General features: G+C 46.9%; 13 protein-coding genes and 2 tRNA genes. 9 read left to right on the top strand and 6 right to left on the bottom strand.

Annotated features, from left to right (window positions below):
* The first annotated feature begins 40 nt into the window (after nucleotides 1-40).
* The 6 genes from ABXT42_RS07845 (at nucleotide 41) to ABXT42_RS07820 (ending at nucleotide 6991) form a co-directional block, all read left to right on the top strand.
* Nucleotides 41-1273, top strand: coding sequence for a phosphopentomutase (locus ABXT42_RS07845; RefSeq protein ID WP_443627593.1), 1233 nt, complete (start codon nucleotides 41-43; stop codon nucleotides 1271-1273).
* A 32-nt stretch (nucleotides 1274-1305) separates the two neighbouring features.
* Nucleotides 1306-2304, top strand: a complete 999-nt coding sequence (gene add / locus ABXT42_RS07840) for an adenosine deaminase (RefSeq protein ID WP_443627592.1) — start codon at nucleotides 1306-1308, stop codon at nucleotides 2302-2304.
* A gap of 23 nt (nucleotides 2305-2327) precedes the next feature.
* Nucleotides 2328-2765 carry a VOC family protein gene (locus ABXT42_RS07835; protein WP_443627591.1) on the top strand — a complete coding sequence of 146 codons (438 nt, stop codon included), beginning with the start codon at nucleotides 2328-2330 and terminating at the stop codon, nucleotides 2763-2765.
* Between the two features lie 318 nt (nucleotides 2766-3083).
* Nucleotides 3084-3524, top strand: coding sequence for a DUF1353 domain-containing protein (locus tag ABXT42_RS07830; protein WP_443627590.1), 441 nt, complete (start codon nucleotides 3084-3086; stop codon nucleotides 3522-3524).
* A 157-nt stretch (nucleotides 3525-3681) separates the two neighbouring features.
* A complete protein-coding gene (locus ABXT42_RS07825) occupies nucleotides 3682-4485 on the top strand; it encodes a maleate cis-trans isomerase family protein (RefSeq protein ID WP_443627589.1) in 804 nt (267 codons plus the stop codon).
* A gap of 46 nt (nucleotides 4486-4531) precedes the next feature.
* The gene (locus tag ABXT42_RS07820; RefSeq protein WP_443627588.1) at nucleotides 4532-6991 is read left to right on the top strand and encodes a GcvT family protein; all 2460 of its coding nucleotides are present in this window, start codon (nucleotides 4532-4534) and stop codon (nucleotides 6989-6991) included.
* Nucleotides 6992-7040: 49 nt separating this feature from the next.
* Here the strand turns inward: ABXT42_RS07820 and ABXT42_RS07815 are convergent.
* Nucleotides 7041-7116 (bottom strand) — tRNA-Asn (locus tag ABXT42_RS07815).
* 23 nt (nucleotides 7117-7139) lie between these two features.
* Nucleotides 7140-7215: transfer RNA gene (locus ABXT42_RS07810), tRNA-Asn, on the bottom strand.
* Nucleotides 7216-7424: 209 nt separating this feature from the next.
* On the opposite strand from ABXT42_RS07810, the gene ABXT42_RS07805 reads away from it, so the two are divergent.
* Nucleotides 7425-7733: a BolA family protein gene (locus ABXT42_RS07805; protein WP_443627587.1), complete on the top strand. Its 309-nt coding sequence runs from the start codon at nucleotides 7425-7427 to the stop codon at nucleotides 7731-7733.
* 121 nt (nucleotides 7734-7854) lie between these two features.
* On the opposite strand, the gene ABXT42_RS07800 is transcribed toward ABXT42_RS07805, so the two are convergent.
* Entirely contained in the window at nucleotides 7855-9402 is a 1548-nt protein-coding gene (locus tag ABXT42_RS07800; protein ID WP_443627586.1) for a trimethylamine methyltransferase family protein, read from the bottom strand.
* Nucleotides 9403-9684: 282 nt separating this feature from the next.
* Between ABXT42_RS07800 and bmt the strand changes: the two genes are divergently transcribed.
* Nucleotides 9685-10731, top strand: a complete 1047-nt coding sequence (gene bmt / locus ABXT42_RS07795) for a betaine--homocysteine S-methyltransferase (protein WP_443627585.1) — start codon at nucleotides 9685-9687, stop codon at nucleotides 10729-10731.
* A 33-nt stretch (nucleotides 10732-10764) separates the two neighbouring features.
* Here the strand turns inward: bmt and ABXT42_RS07790 are convergent, their stop codons facing one another.
* Entirely contained in the window at nucleotides 10765-11250 is a 486-nt protein-coding gene (locus ABXT42_RS07790; RefSeq protein ID WP_443627584.1) for a thioesterase family protein, read from the bottom strand.
* Nucleotides 11251-11392: 142 nt separating this feature from the next.
* Here ABXT42_RS07790 and ABXT42_RS07785 point away from each other — a divergent pair, with 142 nt between their 5' ends.
* Nucleotides 11393-12334, top strand: a complete 942-nt coding sequence (locus ABXT42_RS07785; RefSeq protein WP_443627583.1) for a GlxA family transcriptional regulator — start codon at nucleotides 11393-11395, stop codon at nucleotides 12332-12334.
* A 19-nt stretch (nucleotides 12335-12353) separates the two neighbouring features.
* Here ABXT42_RS07785 and ABXT42_RS07780 read toward each other — a convergent pair whose 3' ends face one another.
* Nucleotides 12354-13136, bottom strand: coding sequence for an enoyl-CoA hydratase-related protein (locus ABXT42_RS07780; protein ID WP_443627582.1), 783 nt, complete (start codon nucleotides 13134-13136; stop codon nucleotides 12354-12356).
* A complete protein-coding gene (locus ABXT42_RS07775; RefSeq protein ID WP_443627581.1) occupies nucleotides 13133-15226 on the bottom strand; it encodes an acetate--CoA ligase family protein in 2094 nt (697 codons plus the stop codon). Before ABXT42_RS07775 ends, ABXT42_RS07780 begins: the two co-directional genes overlap by 4 nt.
* Nucleotide 15227: the final 1 nt, after the last annotated feature.

Here is a 15227-nt window from a genome sequence, read left to right as displayed (position 1 = left end):
GTTTAAAAACACCCGATTACACATTAAAAAGACCAGAACTATGAACAGAGCCATTATTATTATTTTAGATTCATTGGGCATAGGCGCAAGCGCCGATGCTGCCAAATATGGTGACCAAAATTCTGATACTTTTGGCCATATTGTAGAAGCCTGCGAGGCTGGGCTTGCCAACAACAATATGCGTAGTGGCCCTCTTAAAATACCCAACCTTTTGCGGTTTGGCCTAGGTGCAGCAGCAGTGGGCAGCCGCAAACAAAGCTTGCCTCTTGATACCCATGAAGCAGTGCAAGGCGCTTATGGCCATGCTGTAGAGCTAAGCAGCGGTAAAGACACCCCCAGTGGACATTGGGAAATAAGCGGCTTGCCCGTTTTATTTGAATGGGGCACGTTTCCAAAACAAGAGAACTGTTTTCCAGCTAAGCTAATGCAAGATTTATTGGCCCAAGGCAACATAAAAGGCACCTTGGCCAACAAACACTGCTCTGGCACCCAAGTGCTGGTGGAATATGGCGAAGAACACCTGCGCACAGGCCAGCCCATTTGCTACACCTCTGATGACTCGGTATTTCAAATTGCCGCCCATGAAGAAACCTTTGGCCTAGAAAGGCTGTATGCCTTATGCGACATAGCCAAAAAGCTAGTAGACCCACTTAATGTCACACGAGTGATTGCAAGGCCATTTAAGGGCTTAACAGCGGCTACCTTTGAGCGCACAGAAAACCGCAAAGACCTAACCACACCCCCTATGGGCGCCACTTTGCTTGACCATATTCAAGACAAAAACGGCACTGTGGTGTCTGTGGGCAAAATAGGAGATATTTTTGCTCATAAAGGCGTGAGCTACACGGTGAAAGCTGCCGATAACATGGGTTTGGTAGATCAAATGCTAGACCAAATGGACAAAGTAAAAGAAGGTTTGATCTTTGTTAATCTGGTGGATTTTGACAGCAAATATGGCCACCGCCGCAATGTGGCAGGCTATGCCCATGCCCTAGAAGAATTTGACGCCAGAATACCAGAGCTGGAAGCCAAGCTTGGCCAACAAGACTTAGTGTTACTGAGCGCAGACCATGGCTGTGACCCTACATGGCCAGGCTCTCACCACACCCGTGAACATGTGCCGGTGGTTTTTTATGGCCACTATTGTGGTGAAGCAGTAAAAGCGTGCAACTTAGGCGAAAGAGCAAGTTTTGCCGATATGGGGCAAACCGTAGCGTGCCATTTAAACCTAGAGCCTTTAAACTATGGCACCGCTTGTGAGCTAACGCGTTAGATTAAATTTTTATTAACATCAGTGAGTATTTCATGTCTGAATTATTAACACAGCAAATTCAAAAGCTACCCAAAGTAGAGCTACACAGCCACTTAGAAGGGTGCATACAGCCGCAGCTAGTGCGAGCGATTGCCAAGCGCAACGACATCACCCTTAAAGAAGGCCTATTTAACGAAAAAGACATGTTTGCATGGGATAACTTCGTAGAGTTTTTAGGCGCCTATGACGAAGCTAGCTTTTGCCTTCGCAAGGCACAAGACTACCGCGACATTATGTACACCTACATGCAAGAGTGTGCAGCACAGGGCACCATTTACGCCGAAACCTTTATCTCGCCAGACCATGCCGCAGCAGTGGGTATGAGCTACGACGACATGCTTGCAGGCTGTGTGCAAGGCATAGATGATGCACAGGCAGACTTTGGCATAGTGGGCCGTTTAATCGTGTCTTGCGTGCGTCATTTGGGGCCAGAGCAAGCGGTAGTGGTGGCGCAGCAATTGGTGGATAACCCTCATCCTTATATTGTAGGCTTTGGTATGGGGGGTAATGAATCTATGTTTACCCAAGCCGACTTTGCTCCAGCGTTTAATATAGCCGCAGCTTCTGGGCTTGCTTGCACCACCCATGCGGGTGAAGTGCTAGGGCCACAAAGTGTGTGGGATGCTATAGACAACTTACCCGTTACTCGCATAGGCCATGGTGTGCGCAGTGTAGAAGACCCAGCGCTTTTGGTGGAGCTTGCCAAACGTGGCATCGCCTTAGAAGTATGCCCTGGCAGCAACATTGCTTTGTCTGTGTATCCAAACCTTGAAAGCCACCCGCTTAATAAGATATTAGATGCCGGTATAAGCGTGAGCCTAAACTCAGATGACCCCCCATTTTTTGCCACCACCGTAGGCTCTGAATACCTTTCTGGCGCAAAAGATTTTGGCTTGGATTTAGAGCAGCTGCGCAATATTTCGCGCATGGCCATGCAAGCTTCGTTTGCCGATGAGCAAACTAAAGCGCGTTTGTTGGCTGTGATTGGTTAAGCAAAAAAACGGGTTAAACCACTATGACTGAATCTGCTATACGTCCTTTTCATTTAGCCATTCCTATCAGGGATGTTGAAGAGTCACGGCTGTTTTATGGCCAACTACTTGGCCTAAGTGAAGGCCGCTCTAGTGAAGAATGGATAGACTGGAACCTATATGGCCATCAGCTAGTCACCCACCTTAACCCAAACCTAGGCCCACAAGGCAAAGTGTCTGTGCATGTGAATGGGGTAGATGGCAAAGGCGTGCCAGTGCCGCATTTTGGCGTGGTGCTTACCCTGGAAGACTGGCAACACCTAGCCCAAAGGTTGGCTGGCAAAGTGGAATTTATAATAGAGCCACACACACGCTTTAAAGGTGAAGCAGGGGAGCAATCTACCTTGTTTTTCAGCGACCCTAGCGGCAATGCGCTAGAGTTTAAAGCTTTTGCAGATTTGGGGCAGCTGTTCGCTAAGTAAGCTTTACCACTCATATGGCCTTTTAAAAAGCTTAACGAAGGTGTGGTTAGGCTTTTTTTGTGCCTTGGATAAATGCGTGGGCATCTAAATATATGCAGGTGAGTTTAAAAATATCTACTAATATTATCTTGTAATTATTATTTATTACTGGTTTGGTAGGCCATATAATGTTCATATTCTACTGTGAGTTAGCACAGTGACGCTTATGTGTGACTTATGTACAAAGCATTCACCTAATTGGTTTGCCTGTAAGCCGAGCATGCAACAGTAGAGGCTGTGTTTGAGACGTTATGAATCTACTTACACAAGGGGTGTCACATGGAATGTATCTTATATAAAAAAGGCTGCAAGTATCAGCTTGTTGAAACATACACTTTTAAAATACCTATTAAACCCAAAGAGGGTGTCTCATCACCTTCTGGATTTATTGCACTTACAGCCAATGGATTGCTTACAATAAAAAAAGGGTATGCATGGGATGGCCCATCTGGCCCTGCTATAGATACGCTTAACTTTATGCGAGGGTCGCTCGTTCATGATGCCTTATATCAATTAATGAGAGAGAAACTTTTAGACCAAAACACCACTCGAAAACCAGCAGATCAGCTTTTGCAGAAAATGTGCAAAGCAGACGGCATGAGTGCAATACGTGCATGGTGGGTATACAACATATTAAGAATAGCAGGCAGCCTTGCCAGCGTTTCAAATAGTCATAGGCCTATAGTTAAAGCACCTAAAGAATGTGGCACAGGCAACTAATAATTAAATAGCGCAACAGCCTAACAGGCGGCACCGTTTTAAGACGATATATTTTTAGCACAAGTGACGCATAGAAGCACAAACACAGCGCACAATAATTTGCCCCTTTTAAACCAAATGGTATGATCAGCCTTGATGATTATCTAAGGGTTTAAACGTGCCAACTAATAACCATAAAAAAACACCCAGCCACAGCCTTGCTGATACACATATGCTGCACTTGCCCAGTGATTTAGACGGTGGCCTAGGCACTGTGGCTCGCATGGGTGTGATTGTGTTGCAAACAGACCAAACCATAGAGCACGAGCTAGCCAGTTTGTTGCAGCTGCCCGGGGTGGCCACCTATCACTGCCGCATTGCTAACGCTATGGAAGTCACCGCCAGTGCACTGGCGCAAATGGAAGCAGATTTGCCCATGGCGGCAAGCTTGTTGCCTAGCCAGTTTGATTTTGATGTAGTGGCATATGCCTGCACCTCTGGCTCCACAGTAATAGGTGAGCAGCGTGTGCAGCAAGCAGTGCAACAAGCCCACCCTAATGTGCCCGTTACTAATCCGTTAAGTGCCTGTAAAGCCGCTTTGGCAGCCCTTGGCATCAAGCGTGTGGCGTTTCTCACCCCTTATAGCCCTGATGTCACTAGTGCCATGCAGGCAAACCTTACCGAAGCAGGCTTTGACATAGTGGTCACAGGCTCTTTTGATCTCACTGATGATTTTGAAGTAGGCAGGGTAAGCCCACAAAGCATTGCCGATGCAGTGCGTGTGCTGGCTGATAAACAGCCGTGTGATGGGGTGTTTGTGTCTTGCACTAGTTTGCGCGTGGCCAATCTCATCCCAGCCTTAGAAGCCAATCTAGGTATTCCTGTCACCTCTAGTAATCATGCCCTAGCATGGCATATGCTGCGTTTAGCGGGGGTGCATGATGCTATGCCCCACAAAGGCCGTTTGTTTGGCGCGGTATAAACGCGATATAAAGTTTCAACACCACACATAATAAAAAAGGATCAGTATGGCTCACACATTACCGCAACACGCCCGCGTGGTTATTATTGGTGGCGGCATCCATGGCTGCTCTGTGGCCTATCATTTGGCCCAAGAAGGCTGGAAAGACATTGTGCTGCTAGAGCGTAAGCAGCTTACTAGCGGCACCACTTGGCATGCAGCTGGGCTAGTAGGGCGGTTGCAAGGCGGGCACTCTACCACCGCGTTTGCTCAATATGGCTCCGATTTATTTGGCCAGCTAGAAAAAGAAACCGGCCAAGCCACAGGTTATAAATGCCCAGGCTCCATCTCTATAGCCACTAACATAGAACGAATGGCAGAGCTGCAAAGGCAAGCCGATTTTGCACTACTACACGATGAAGAAGCCAGTTTTATGCATGTGGATGAAATCATGCAGGCGTGGCCCATGATGAACCCAGAAAATGTAGTGGGCGGCATTCATGTGCCAGGCAATGGCTACATAAACCCTATCGACCTAACTATGGCCATGGCCAAAGGGGCACGGCAAAAGGGCGTTAAAATCATTGAAAATATCTGCGTAGAGCAGGTGCTTGTAGAGCCTATGCAAGCAGAGCAAAAAAAGGTGACTGGTGTAGTCACAAACCAAGGCACTATTAAGGCCGATTTTGTAGTGAACTGTGCAGGCATGTGGGCCCGTGAATTAGGCCGCCAAAACAACATAGACATAGGCTTACACGCTTGCGAGCATTATTATTTAGTCACCGATGTGATCCCAGATTTACCCGCCAATTTACCCGTACTGCGCTCATACGATGATTGCACTTATTTTAAAGAAGATGCAGGCAAGTTGCTGTTTGGTTTTGCCCATAACAAAGTAAAGCCATGGGGCATGCAAGGCATCCCTAAAGAGTTTTGTTTTGACTCCCTAGAGTTTGTAGATGACGACGTGATGGATGTGCTTGAAATGGCCATGAACAGAGTGCCTTTGTTGCAAACCACAGGCATTCGCACTTTTTTTAATGGCCCAGAAAGCTACTCCTATGATGGCCGCTTTACTTTAGGCCCAGCGCCGCAAATAGAGGGGTATTTTATCTTAGCAGGGGTCAACTCCACAGGCATTCAGTCAGGCGCCGGAGCAGGCAGAGCTTTGGCTCAGTGGATCATTAAAGGCCATGCGCCTATGGATCTAAACGACATGGACCCAGCCCGCATAGAATCTTTTCAAGCACGCGATTTATACCTACAAAAGCGCACACCCGAAACCCAAACACGCACTTACGCCATGCACTGGCCTAATGATCAGCGTGACAGTGTGCGCAATTTACGCAAAACCCCATTTCACCACACGCTCAAACAACACGGCGCATGTTTTGGTGAAGTGATGGGCTGGGAGCGGCCTTTGTGGTTTGCTCCTAAAGGCGTGGAAGCCAAAACCCAATACAGCTTTGGGCGACAAAATTGGTTTGATTATAGTCAGGCCGAGCAACACGCCGCGCGCAACGGCGTGGCTTTGATCGATTATTCTATGCTTGGCAAGCTGATGATAGAGGGCAAAGATGCGCAAGACTTTTTACAACGTGTGTGCACCAATGACCTAGCAATAGAGCCGGGTAAGCTTGCATACACGCTGATGCTTAATGAACGTGGCGGCATAGAAAGTGACGCCACAGTGGCACGCTTCGCGCACGATAGCTTCATGATGATGAGCTCTATGGCCCGCACCCAGCGTGATCGCCTGCACTTGCAAGCCCAAGTGCAAGCAAACGAAGATGTGCGCTTGCGCGACGTGACCAGCGCCTATGGTGTATTGTCTATAGTAGGCCCTCACAGCCGTGAGTTGTTAGCCAAGCTTACCGACATGGATGTAAGCAATGAAGCCTTTGGTTTTAATACTTGGCAAAGTGGTTACATAGGCCATGCGCCTGTGTGGGCGCAGCGGTTATCTTTTACCGGTGAGCTAGGCTTTGAGATTTTTGTCACCCCAGATTTTGCCGACTACCTGTTGCAGCTATTGCTAGAAGAAGGCCTGCCAATGGGGCTAAAACTTATGGGCGGCGAAGCTTTAAATGCCTTACGCATAGAAAAAGGCTATCTGCACTGGGGCCATGATGTGTCCTACACAGAAGCCCCTCATCAAGTGGGGCTTGGCTTTTTATGTAAAGCCAATAAAGGCATCCAATACATAGGCCAAGTAGCAGTGCAACAGCGCAAAGACCAAGCCCTAGGGCCTTACCTATGTCATATAAAGCTAGGCGATGCAGGGCCTTTGCTATATCACAATGAGCCTATTCTTTTGGGTGATGGCAAATCTAAAAAAACCATAGGTTATGTCACCTCTGGTGCTTATTCATGCACTGCCACGGCAGCGGTAGGCTTGGGCTTTTTAGATGAGCGCCTTGATGTGACTCAAGGGCAGTTTAGTGTGTTGGTAGAAGGCATCGCTTATCCAGCTGCATTAAGCTGGAAGCCGTTTTATGACCCAACTAATACCCGGCTTAAAAGCTAGGGATAAATTTTGGGCATAAAAAAACCACAACTAAGTGGCTTGATTAGAATGGCTCCTCGACCAGGACTCGAACCTGGGACCAATAGATTAACAGTCTACTGCTCTACCAACTGAGCTATCGAGGAATCATAAGGTTTCGCGTTGAGGTTGGCTCCTCGACCAGGACTCGAACCTGGGACCAATAGATTAACAGTCTACTGCTCTACCAACTGAGCTATCGAGGAATTGCTCAATGCGAGGCGCGAATATTAATAGTGTATGGGCTTTGAGTCAAGGGTAAAAAACCATTTTATTTGAATAGGTTAAACCTTTTTGCGTAGCGATTGCTCTGGGCCACATTTTTTGCCATGGTCATGTTCCAGATGATTATCAATCGCTTGCAAAATTGCTTGTGTGTTATCATGCATTCATTGTTTTATCGAAGGAAATAAACGTGGATACTACGGCCAATAAATTACTCGATCTGGTGTTAGCACCATTAAATATCACCTACCATCAGCTAGATAACGATAGCCACAAGCACAGTGGGTCTGCTACCAATAGCCATTACAATTTAGTATTAGTCTCTGATGACTTTGCAGGTGTGGGGTTGGTGAAGCGTCATCAGCAGGTTTATGCCTTGGTAGGGGAGCTAATGAGTAACCCTATTCATGCATTGGCACTGCATTGTTATACCACCGACCAGTGGCAAGCCAAGCAAGAAAAAATGCCAGCTACAGCCCCATGCATGGGTGGTAGTTAGTTATATAGGGCTATAAAAAGTCCCAAAAAAAAGCCCCACATACCCTGTGCTAAAACATGGTGTGTGGGGCTTTTTTGTAGCTAGCGCATTAGCGCAAGAGCAACGCTAAATAAAGCGCAGCTTAGAAGTCGCCTGTGCCAGCAAGGGCTTCTTTGCGCGTGGCCATAAAGTCTTGCAGGCCATCATCAATGCCTTGATCCAAAGCTGGGGCTTCATATTCATTAAGCATTTTCTTCCAAAGCGAGTTAGCTCTAGTAAGCATGTCTTTACTGCCGTCTTCTTCCCACTGCTCAAAGCTGTTGTTGTCAGTGAGGTTGGACATATAAAACGCGTCTTTAAAGTTGGCTTGTGTATGAGCACAGCCTAAGAAGTGGTTGCCAGGGCCTACTTCTCGAATGGCATCAAGTGCTTGGCCATTTTCTGAAAGATCTATGCCCTTACAGAACGTATGTGCCATACCTAGCTGATCTAAGTCCATCACAAACTTCTCATAGCCCATAGACAAGCCACCTTCTAGCCAGCCTGCAGAATGCAACGCAAAGTTAACACCCGCCATAATAGTAGGCATAAGCGTGTTAGCGCTCTCAGATGCTGCTTGCGCGTCTGGAATCTTAGAGCCAGGTAAAGAGCCACCACTACGAAACGGCACGCCCAAACGGCGAGCCAGTTGCGCAGCGCCATAAATCACTAGCGCAGGCTCTGGTGTGCCAAAGGTAGGTGCGCCAGATTGCATAGAGATAGAGCTTGCGAAGGTACCAAAAATACAAGGTGTGCCAGGGCGATATAGCTGAATAAAAGTCATACCTGCAAGCACTTCTGCCAATATTTGCGCCAAGGTGCCAGCAATAGTCACAGGAGACATAGCACCAGACAATATAAACGGTGTTACCACACAGGCTTGGTTGTTTTCAGCATACACTTTAGCAGCACCTAACATGGTGTCATCAAAGGTCATTGGCGAGTTGGCGTTGATTAAGCTTGTGGTTACGGTGTTGTTTTTAACAAATTCTTCACCAAATACAATCTTAGCCATGTCTACCGTGTCTTGTGCACGAGAAGGGGCAGTTACCGAGCCCATAAAGCCTTTGTCGCTGTATTTAATGTGGCTATACAGCATGTCTAGGTGACGGGTAGTTACAGGCACGTCTACTGGCTCACATACTGTGCCACCAGAGTGGTGCATGTAAGGCGACATGTAGGCTAGCTTTACAAAGTTTTGGAAGTCGTGAAGAGTAGCGTAACGACGCCCTTTGTCTAGGTCACGTACAAATGGGCAGCCATAGCCTGGAGCAAATACAGTGTTTTTGCCACCTATGATTACATTGCGATCGCTATTGCGCGCATGTTGAGTATATTCAGCAGGTGCAGAAGCTTGAATGATTTGTCGGCACATGCCGCGAGGAAAACGTACACGCTCCCCATCAACTATAGCGCCAGCTGCCTTAAGCACTGCAACGGCTTCTGGGTCATCACGAAAATCAATGCCCACTTCTTCAAGAATAGTGTCGGCATTACGTTCGATCAACTCCAAACCTGCTTCATCTAACACTTCAAATGGATTGAGTTGACGGGTGATAAAGGCAGGTGCTTTTACTGTGTCATTGGCGCGTGCTGCTTTACGTGCATCACGACCACCTCCGCTTTTGCGGCGTCCGCGGACTTCAGTCATGAAAATACTCCTAAAAAATGTATCAATATATATCTGGCCAAGATTTTGCAATTGTTGAAGGTTTTGTGCTGGCTAGGCGGCGACCGCTTGTTGTGTTTAAGCGCCACTTTTTGTCGTTTGTAACACTGTATCATCAGCTTTTTTGGTTACTATGAATGCCATTCATGTAGTTTTGAAAAATGCTCATCTTGATTTCCTGTATCCACCACTTGCACGGCTGGCTTAAACACCCACAGCTAGGTAGCATAGCAATATTATATATGGCATTTTTGAGAATTAACGATGAGCGCAAATCTACTTCAAGACTTATTGAAAAAAAATGGTGTTCTACTAGCTGATGGGGCCACAGGCACCAACTTATTTGCTATGGGTTTGGAGACAGGTGACGCGCCTGAATTATGGAATGTAGATTTTCCTGGCCGCATTGCAGTCAATTATAAAAGCTTTATAGATGCAGGCTCAGACATTATCTTAACCAATACATTTGGTGGCACACACTATCGCTTGAGGCTGCATAACGCCCAAGATAGAGTGCATGAGCTAAACGTTGCTGGCGTTAAAGTAGCACGCAAAGTGGCAGATCAGTGTGATCGTACAGTGATTATAGCCGGGTCTATTGGCCCTACTGGCGAAATACCAGAACCTATGGGCAGCTTAAGCCATGCTGATGCAGTGGCTGCTTTTACAGAGCAAGCCCACGCTTTAAAAGAAGGCGGCGCAGACGTATTGTGGATAGAGACAATGTCATCTACACAAGAGTCTGAAGCAGCTATCGAAGGCGCAAATACCACAGGCTTACCTGTCATTTGCACCTATAGTTTTGATACTAACGGCCGTTCAATGATGGGCGTAACACCTGCAGACATGGTGGTCTCTTGTGCTCATGAAGACCATACGTCTTATGCATGTGGATCAAATTGTGGCGTAGGGGCATCCGAATTAGTGATGGCCATACGCAATATGCGCAACGCCCCAGGTGGCGATAAAGCCATTTTGGTAGCTAAGGCCAACTGTGGTATTCCCGAATATGTCAATGGCGCTATCCACTATAATGGCACTCCAGAAATCATGGCTAATTACGCCACTATGGCTATGGATGCAGGAGCGGATATTATAGGCGGTTGTTGTGGCACGTCTCCAGAGCATGTTGCAGCTATGCGCAAAGCGCTAGATGCTCATACCAAAGGTGACGCACCTAGCGTTGAAGAAATTGAATCGGTGTTAGGTGAAATTTCTAAAGGCGGTAAAGCACAGTTTGGTGGAGACTTAACCGTAGCAGGCGGTGCGGCAGATGGCGCTGTTACAAACCGTCGTTCACGCAGGCGCTAAAGCACCTGTTATCAAAGGTGCCGCTGCATAAAACTACGTACTTCTTTTTAACGCAATGCCTTTACCAGCTTGCTCTGGCCAAGGTGTGTTTGCCTGCTCTTTTTCAAGTGTAGCCAAGCTTTTTAACATCATTGCACTAAAATTAGTCACCTTTTTAGCGACTAAGTTGTAGCTCAAAAATAACATTTCTACGGTAGCCAGTAGGTCGTTTTGGTCATTGTGCATTTGGTGAAAAACGCGCATGCGCTTGTTGTCTGTTTGCAATAGTTGCGTGGTGATAGTCACCATTTCCCCTAGCCCAATTTCTTGTAAATAAGTTAAGTGACTCTCTACTGTAAATAGGGTTTCACCGGTACTTTGGATGTGTGCCAAAGTTAAGCCCAAGTGATCTTGCAGTGCATCTGTAGCTTTGGTGAATATGACTAAATAATACGCATCGTTAAGGTGGCCGTTATAGTCAATCCACTCTTCTATCACAGGTGTGGCTAATGTTTTAAGGGTGTTTAAAGTATGTGGCATAGTTTCTCGTAATAATGGACTAGTTATAGTGTCTAGATTAAATGTTGCAAGCGTTACAAAGAATGATTAATATCACATAAATATTGCACTATTACGACTTATTTTTATGTTTACAGCGCTGCCCCTCACTAAGACAATCAATGTGGCTTTTTACTTAGTGCCAGAATTTTCTATGATTGGATTTTCTGCCCTAGTAGACCCTTTGCGCCAAGCTAACTATGTGTCTGGTGAAACCTTGTACAGGTGGCAAGTAGTGAGTGAAAAAGGTGAGGCCGTGGTTGCCAGTAATGGCATGAGTTTGATTGCCGACTGCGGCATTGATCAAGAAAAAAAACCAGATATGCTGATTATCTGTGCTGGTTTTGGCCCCGAAAAAGGTCAATCTAAACGATTACAAACTTGGCTGCAGCAACACAGTAGAAAAGGCGTATGGCTTGGTAGTCAGGACACGGGGAGCTATTTACTAGCTAAAACTGGTTTGCTAAATGGCTACCGCGCCACCATCCACTGGGAAAATTTAATTGCTTTTAAAGAGGTGTTCCAACAAGTAGAGGTGGTGGAAGAGCTGTATGAAATAGATCGGCGTCGCTTTACTTGCTCTGGTGGTTTGGCTGGTTTGGATATGATGCTTTATTTAATCCATTGCCAACGTGGCCATGAGTTGTCTTTATCCGTTTCAGATGAGCTGATCTACAGCCACATGCGAGAAGGTAAAGCCCCACAGCGCATGACTAATGCTTTGCGCTTAGGCACCAATAATCGCAAGCTGCTCAAAGTGATCGAGGCTATGGAAAATCACCTAGAAGACCCACTAAACATTCCTACTCTGGCAGCTATAGTGAACGTGTCAGAGCGCGAGCTAGAAAGGCTGTTTAGTAGGCACTTGCAGCAATCCCCTGGTCGTTATTACCGCGCCAAAAGGCTACAACGAGCTAGATCTTTGCTACAACAAACCGACAGGCAAGTGGTCGATATTGCTATGGCTAGTGGGTTTGGCTCTGCAGCACATTTTTCGCGTGCTTACAGGCAATTTTTCAATGTAGCACCAAGCCAAGATCGTCACCAGCAAATACGTCGTAGTTAAGCGCACTTGCCTTGTCTCTTTACTTACCCTGCCACTGAGGCTGGCGCTTTTGCGCAAAGGCATTGGTGCCTTCACTAGCATCATCTGAATGCAGCATGGTTTTATACACCGGCACATTTTGGCGCATATGCGCGTATGCTTGCTCTAGCTCCATGGTTTGGGTAGATCGGGTAATGGCTTTAATTGATGCCAATGACAATGGCGCAGATTGGGCAACTTCTTGAGCCCATGCCAATGCTTGCTCTACGAGCAATTCGCCTTCACAGTGGCGATTGATGAGGCCAAAGTGAATGGCTTCTTCTACTTCCATGCGGCGGCCAGTCATCAGCATATCCATAGCAATAGCATGAGGAACACGACGTGGTAATCGCAATACGCCTCCGCTGTCTGGGATGATACCTATAGTGGCTTCTGGTAAAAAAAACTGCGCATGATTTGCTGCAATAATTAAGTCACAAGCCAAAGCAAGCTCAAAGCCACCACCAGCAGCATAACCATTGACTGCCGCAATCACAGGTTTGTCCAAATTCCATAGTTCGGTAAGTCCGGCAAATCCGCCACGGCCAAAATCAGCATCCACCGCTTCACCTGCAGCCGCTGCTTTTAGGTCCCAGCCTGCACTAAAAAACCGGTCCCCACTGCCGGTAATTACAGCAACTGCTAAATCAGGATTATTAGCAAAGTTTATAAATGCTTCACCCATAGCATGAGAAGTGGCTGCATCTATGGCATTAGCTTTTGGGCGATTAAGGGTGATGAGTAACACGGCGCCATGTTGCTGGCAAACTACTGTATCGGTCATGAGTGGTGTTGTCCTAGTTGTATGAGAGCATCCACTGCTACAGCACCATCTTTAAGGGCCAGCAGGGGATTAATGTCTAATTCGTAAACAGGGTGTTTCTGGCTACAGTCTAGCACTGCCATTACGCTTTCCACTACGGCGTCTAAGTCCGCTGCATCTTGGCCACGATACCCTTTAAGTATGGGGGCGCATTTTAGTGTGGTTAGCGCCTGCATTATTTCTTTTTTGCTGGTGGGCAATAGCAAACTTTTAGCATCTTGTAGTAGCTCTACCAAAGTGCCACCTGCACCTAATACTAGATATTGGCCAAATAACGGGTCGGTATTGATACCAATAATCAGCTCACTCACTGCCCCTTTTACCATCTGTTCTATTAACAAAGTGTCACTTAAAGTAAACAGTGTTTTGGCCGCCTGCTCTACTTCAGCAAAGCTGTTAAGGTTAAGTTTAACAGCGCCTAATTCAGTTTTATGAGCTAAATCTGCCCCTACAGCCTTCACAGTAATGGGATACCCAAGCCTAGTGATGACCTCATTCACTTGAGCTAGGTTTGTGATTATTTGTCCTTTGGGTATAGGCAAGCCATGCTGGCTTAATAGGTGTTTACTGTGTGCTTCAGACAAAGTGGTGATTTTTCCGGTGGAAACACTGGCGGCTTTAATGTGACGAATTTGAAGTGGCTGAGGCATAGGTGAATCAAAGGCTTGGCCTATGCGATAAGCGTGGTTAAGCGCGCCAAGGCACTGACTCATGCCTATCATAGGAGCCATACCATGTTTTATGCAGGTATCAATCGCATGGGCTGGCATACATTCGGCCATAGAAGATAAAACCACAGCTTTGTAATGGCCTGCGGTGGCGGCATCTGCCAGTGCTAGCATCGCAGTATCCCACTCTTGAGGGTCTGCTGTGGCGTTGTTGGGCCAGTCTAGTACCAATACAGTGGCACTAAAGTTGGCTTGCATGTGCGCCCCAAACGTTGCTGCTAGTTGGTCGCGCTTATTCCAAATGTAGGTCTGGTAATCAAGGGGGTTATCTACGTGTTCGCCGTTAGTAAAGGTATTTGAAGTGACCTGTTGTTGGGCCGGTGTCAGTGTGCCGTATTGTATCTCTAGGCCGTCTATAAGGTCTGCCATCATGCCTGCTTCGCCGCCAGAGCAGCTCATAGATGCAATGTTTTTATGCGCCAATGGCCCTAGTATAGAAAGTAATTTTAATGTTTCTAGAAACTCCGGCACGGTATTAACTCGTGCAATGCCTAGACGGTTAAATAAGGTGTCAAATAGTTGATCTGCTCCTGTTAACGAGCTGGTATGAGAGAGGGCTATTTTTGAGGCTGCAGCTGTACGGCCGGTTTTAATAGCAACAATAGGAATCTTGTGATGCAAAGCTCTGCCAGCTGCAGCGTCAAAGGCAGCTAAGTCATTAATACCTTCGATGTGCAAGCCTATGGCGCTTACTCTTTTGTCATCTAGCATGGCATCTATCACACAAGCGATGTCCACTTGCGCTTGATTACCCATGGTAAACATATAAGCAATAGGAAGACCCGCTTTTTGCATGGTCATATTCAAGCCAATATTGCCACTTTGGGTGATAATGGCAACGCCTTTCTCTACTGGCTGACAGCCGTGTTGGTCTGGCCATAACACCGCTTTATCTAAGGCGTTAATTACCCCATAGCAATTGGGGCCAATAATAGGCATGTCACCTGCTGCTTCTAGTAAGCGAGCCTGGCGTTCTGCACCTATACGTCTTAAATCAGGGCTTAAGTCGCCGCCTATTTCGCTAAATCCAGAGGCGTAGAGTAGGGCGCCGCCTGCGCCCATTTTATTCAATTGGGCTACGGTTTCAATGGCGCTTTCAGCGTTTACAGCCACATAGGCAGCATCTGGCGCTTGGGGCAAATCTAAAACAGATTTTAGGCATTTAATGCCCATAAGCTCTTTGCGTTTTGGATGTATCGACCAGATGGGGCCAGTAAAACCCATGGCAAGGCTTTCGCGGATAGCAAAGTCTGCCCCACGACTGCCAAATACGGCGATGGATTTTGGCGCCAGAAGACGCCGCAAACGTTGTTTGTCAATCATA

It is taken from the genome of Candidatus Njordibacter sp. Uisw_002, assembly GCF_047730155.1.
In the GTDB taxonomy this organism is placed as follows: Bacteria; Pseudomonadota; Gammaproteobacteria; order Pseudomonadales; family Balneatricaceae; genus Njordibacter.
Note: the sequence above shows the minus strand (reverse complement) of the source record. Positions and strands in the feature narration are given on the sequence as shown.

Excerpts from the sequence above, each read along its gene's own strand:
- ABXT42_RS07845 (WP_443627593.1), top strand. The coding sequence starts at position 41 with ATGAACAGAGCCATTATTATTATTTTAGATTCATTGGGCATAGGCGCA.
- add (WP_443627592.1), top strand. The coding sequence starts at position 1,306 with ATGTCTGAATTATTAACACAGCAAATTCAAAAGCTACCCAAAGTAGAG.
- ABXT42_RS07835 (WP_443627591.1), top strand. The coding sequence starts at position 2,328 with ATGACTGAATCTGCTATACGTCCTTTTCATTTAGCCATTCCTATCAGG.
- ABXT42_RS07830 (WP_443627590.1), top strand. The coding sequence starts at position 3,084 with ATGGAATGTATCTTATATAAAAAAGGCTGCAAGTATCAGCTTGTTGAA.
- ABXT42_RS07820 (WP_443627588.1), top strand. The coding sequence starts at position 4,532 with ATGGCTCACACATTACCGCAACACGCCCGCGTGGTTATTATTGGTGGC.
- ABXT42_RS07800 (WP_443627586.1), bottom strand. The coding sequence starts at position 9,402 with ATGACTGAAGTCCGCGGACGCCGCAAAAGCGGAGGTGGTCGTGATGCA.
- bmt (WP_443627585.1), top strand. The coding sequence starts at position 9,685 with ATGAGCGCAAATCTACTTCAAGACTTATTGAAAAAAAATGGTGTTCTA.
- ABXT42_RS07790 (WP_443627584.1), bottom strand. The coding sequence starts at position 11,250 with ATGCCACATACTTTAAACACCCTTAAAACATTAGCCACACCTGTGATA.
- ABXT42_RS07780 (WP_443627582.1), bottom strand. The coding sequence starts at position 13,136 with ATGACCGATACAGTAGTTTGCCAGCAACATGGCGCCGTGTTACTCATC.
- ABXT42_RS07775 (WP_443627581.1), bottom strand. The coding sequence starts at position 15,226 with ATGATTGACAAACAACGTTTGCGGCGTCTTCTGGCGCCAAAATCCATC.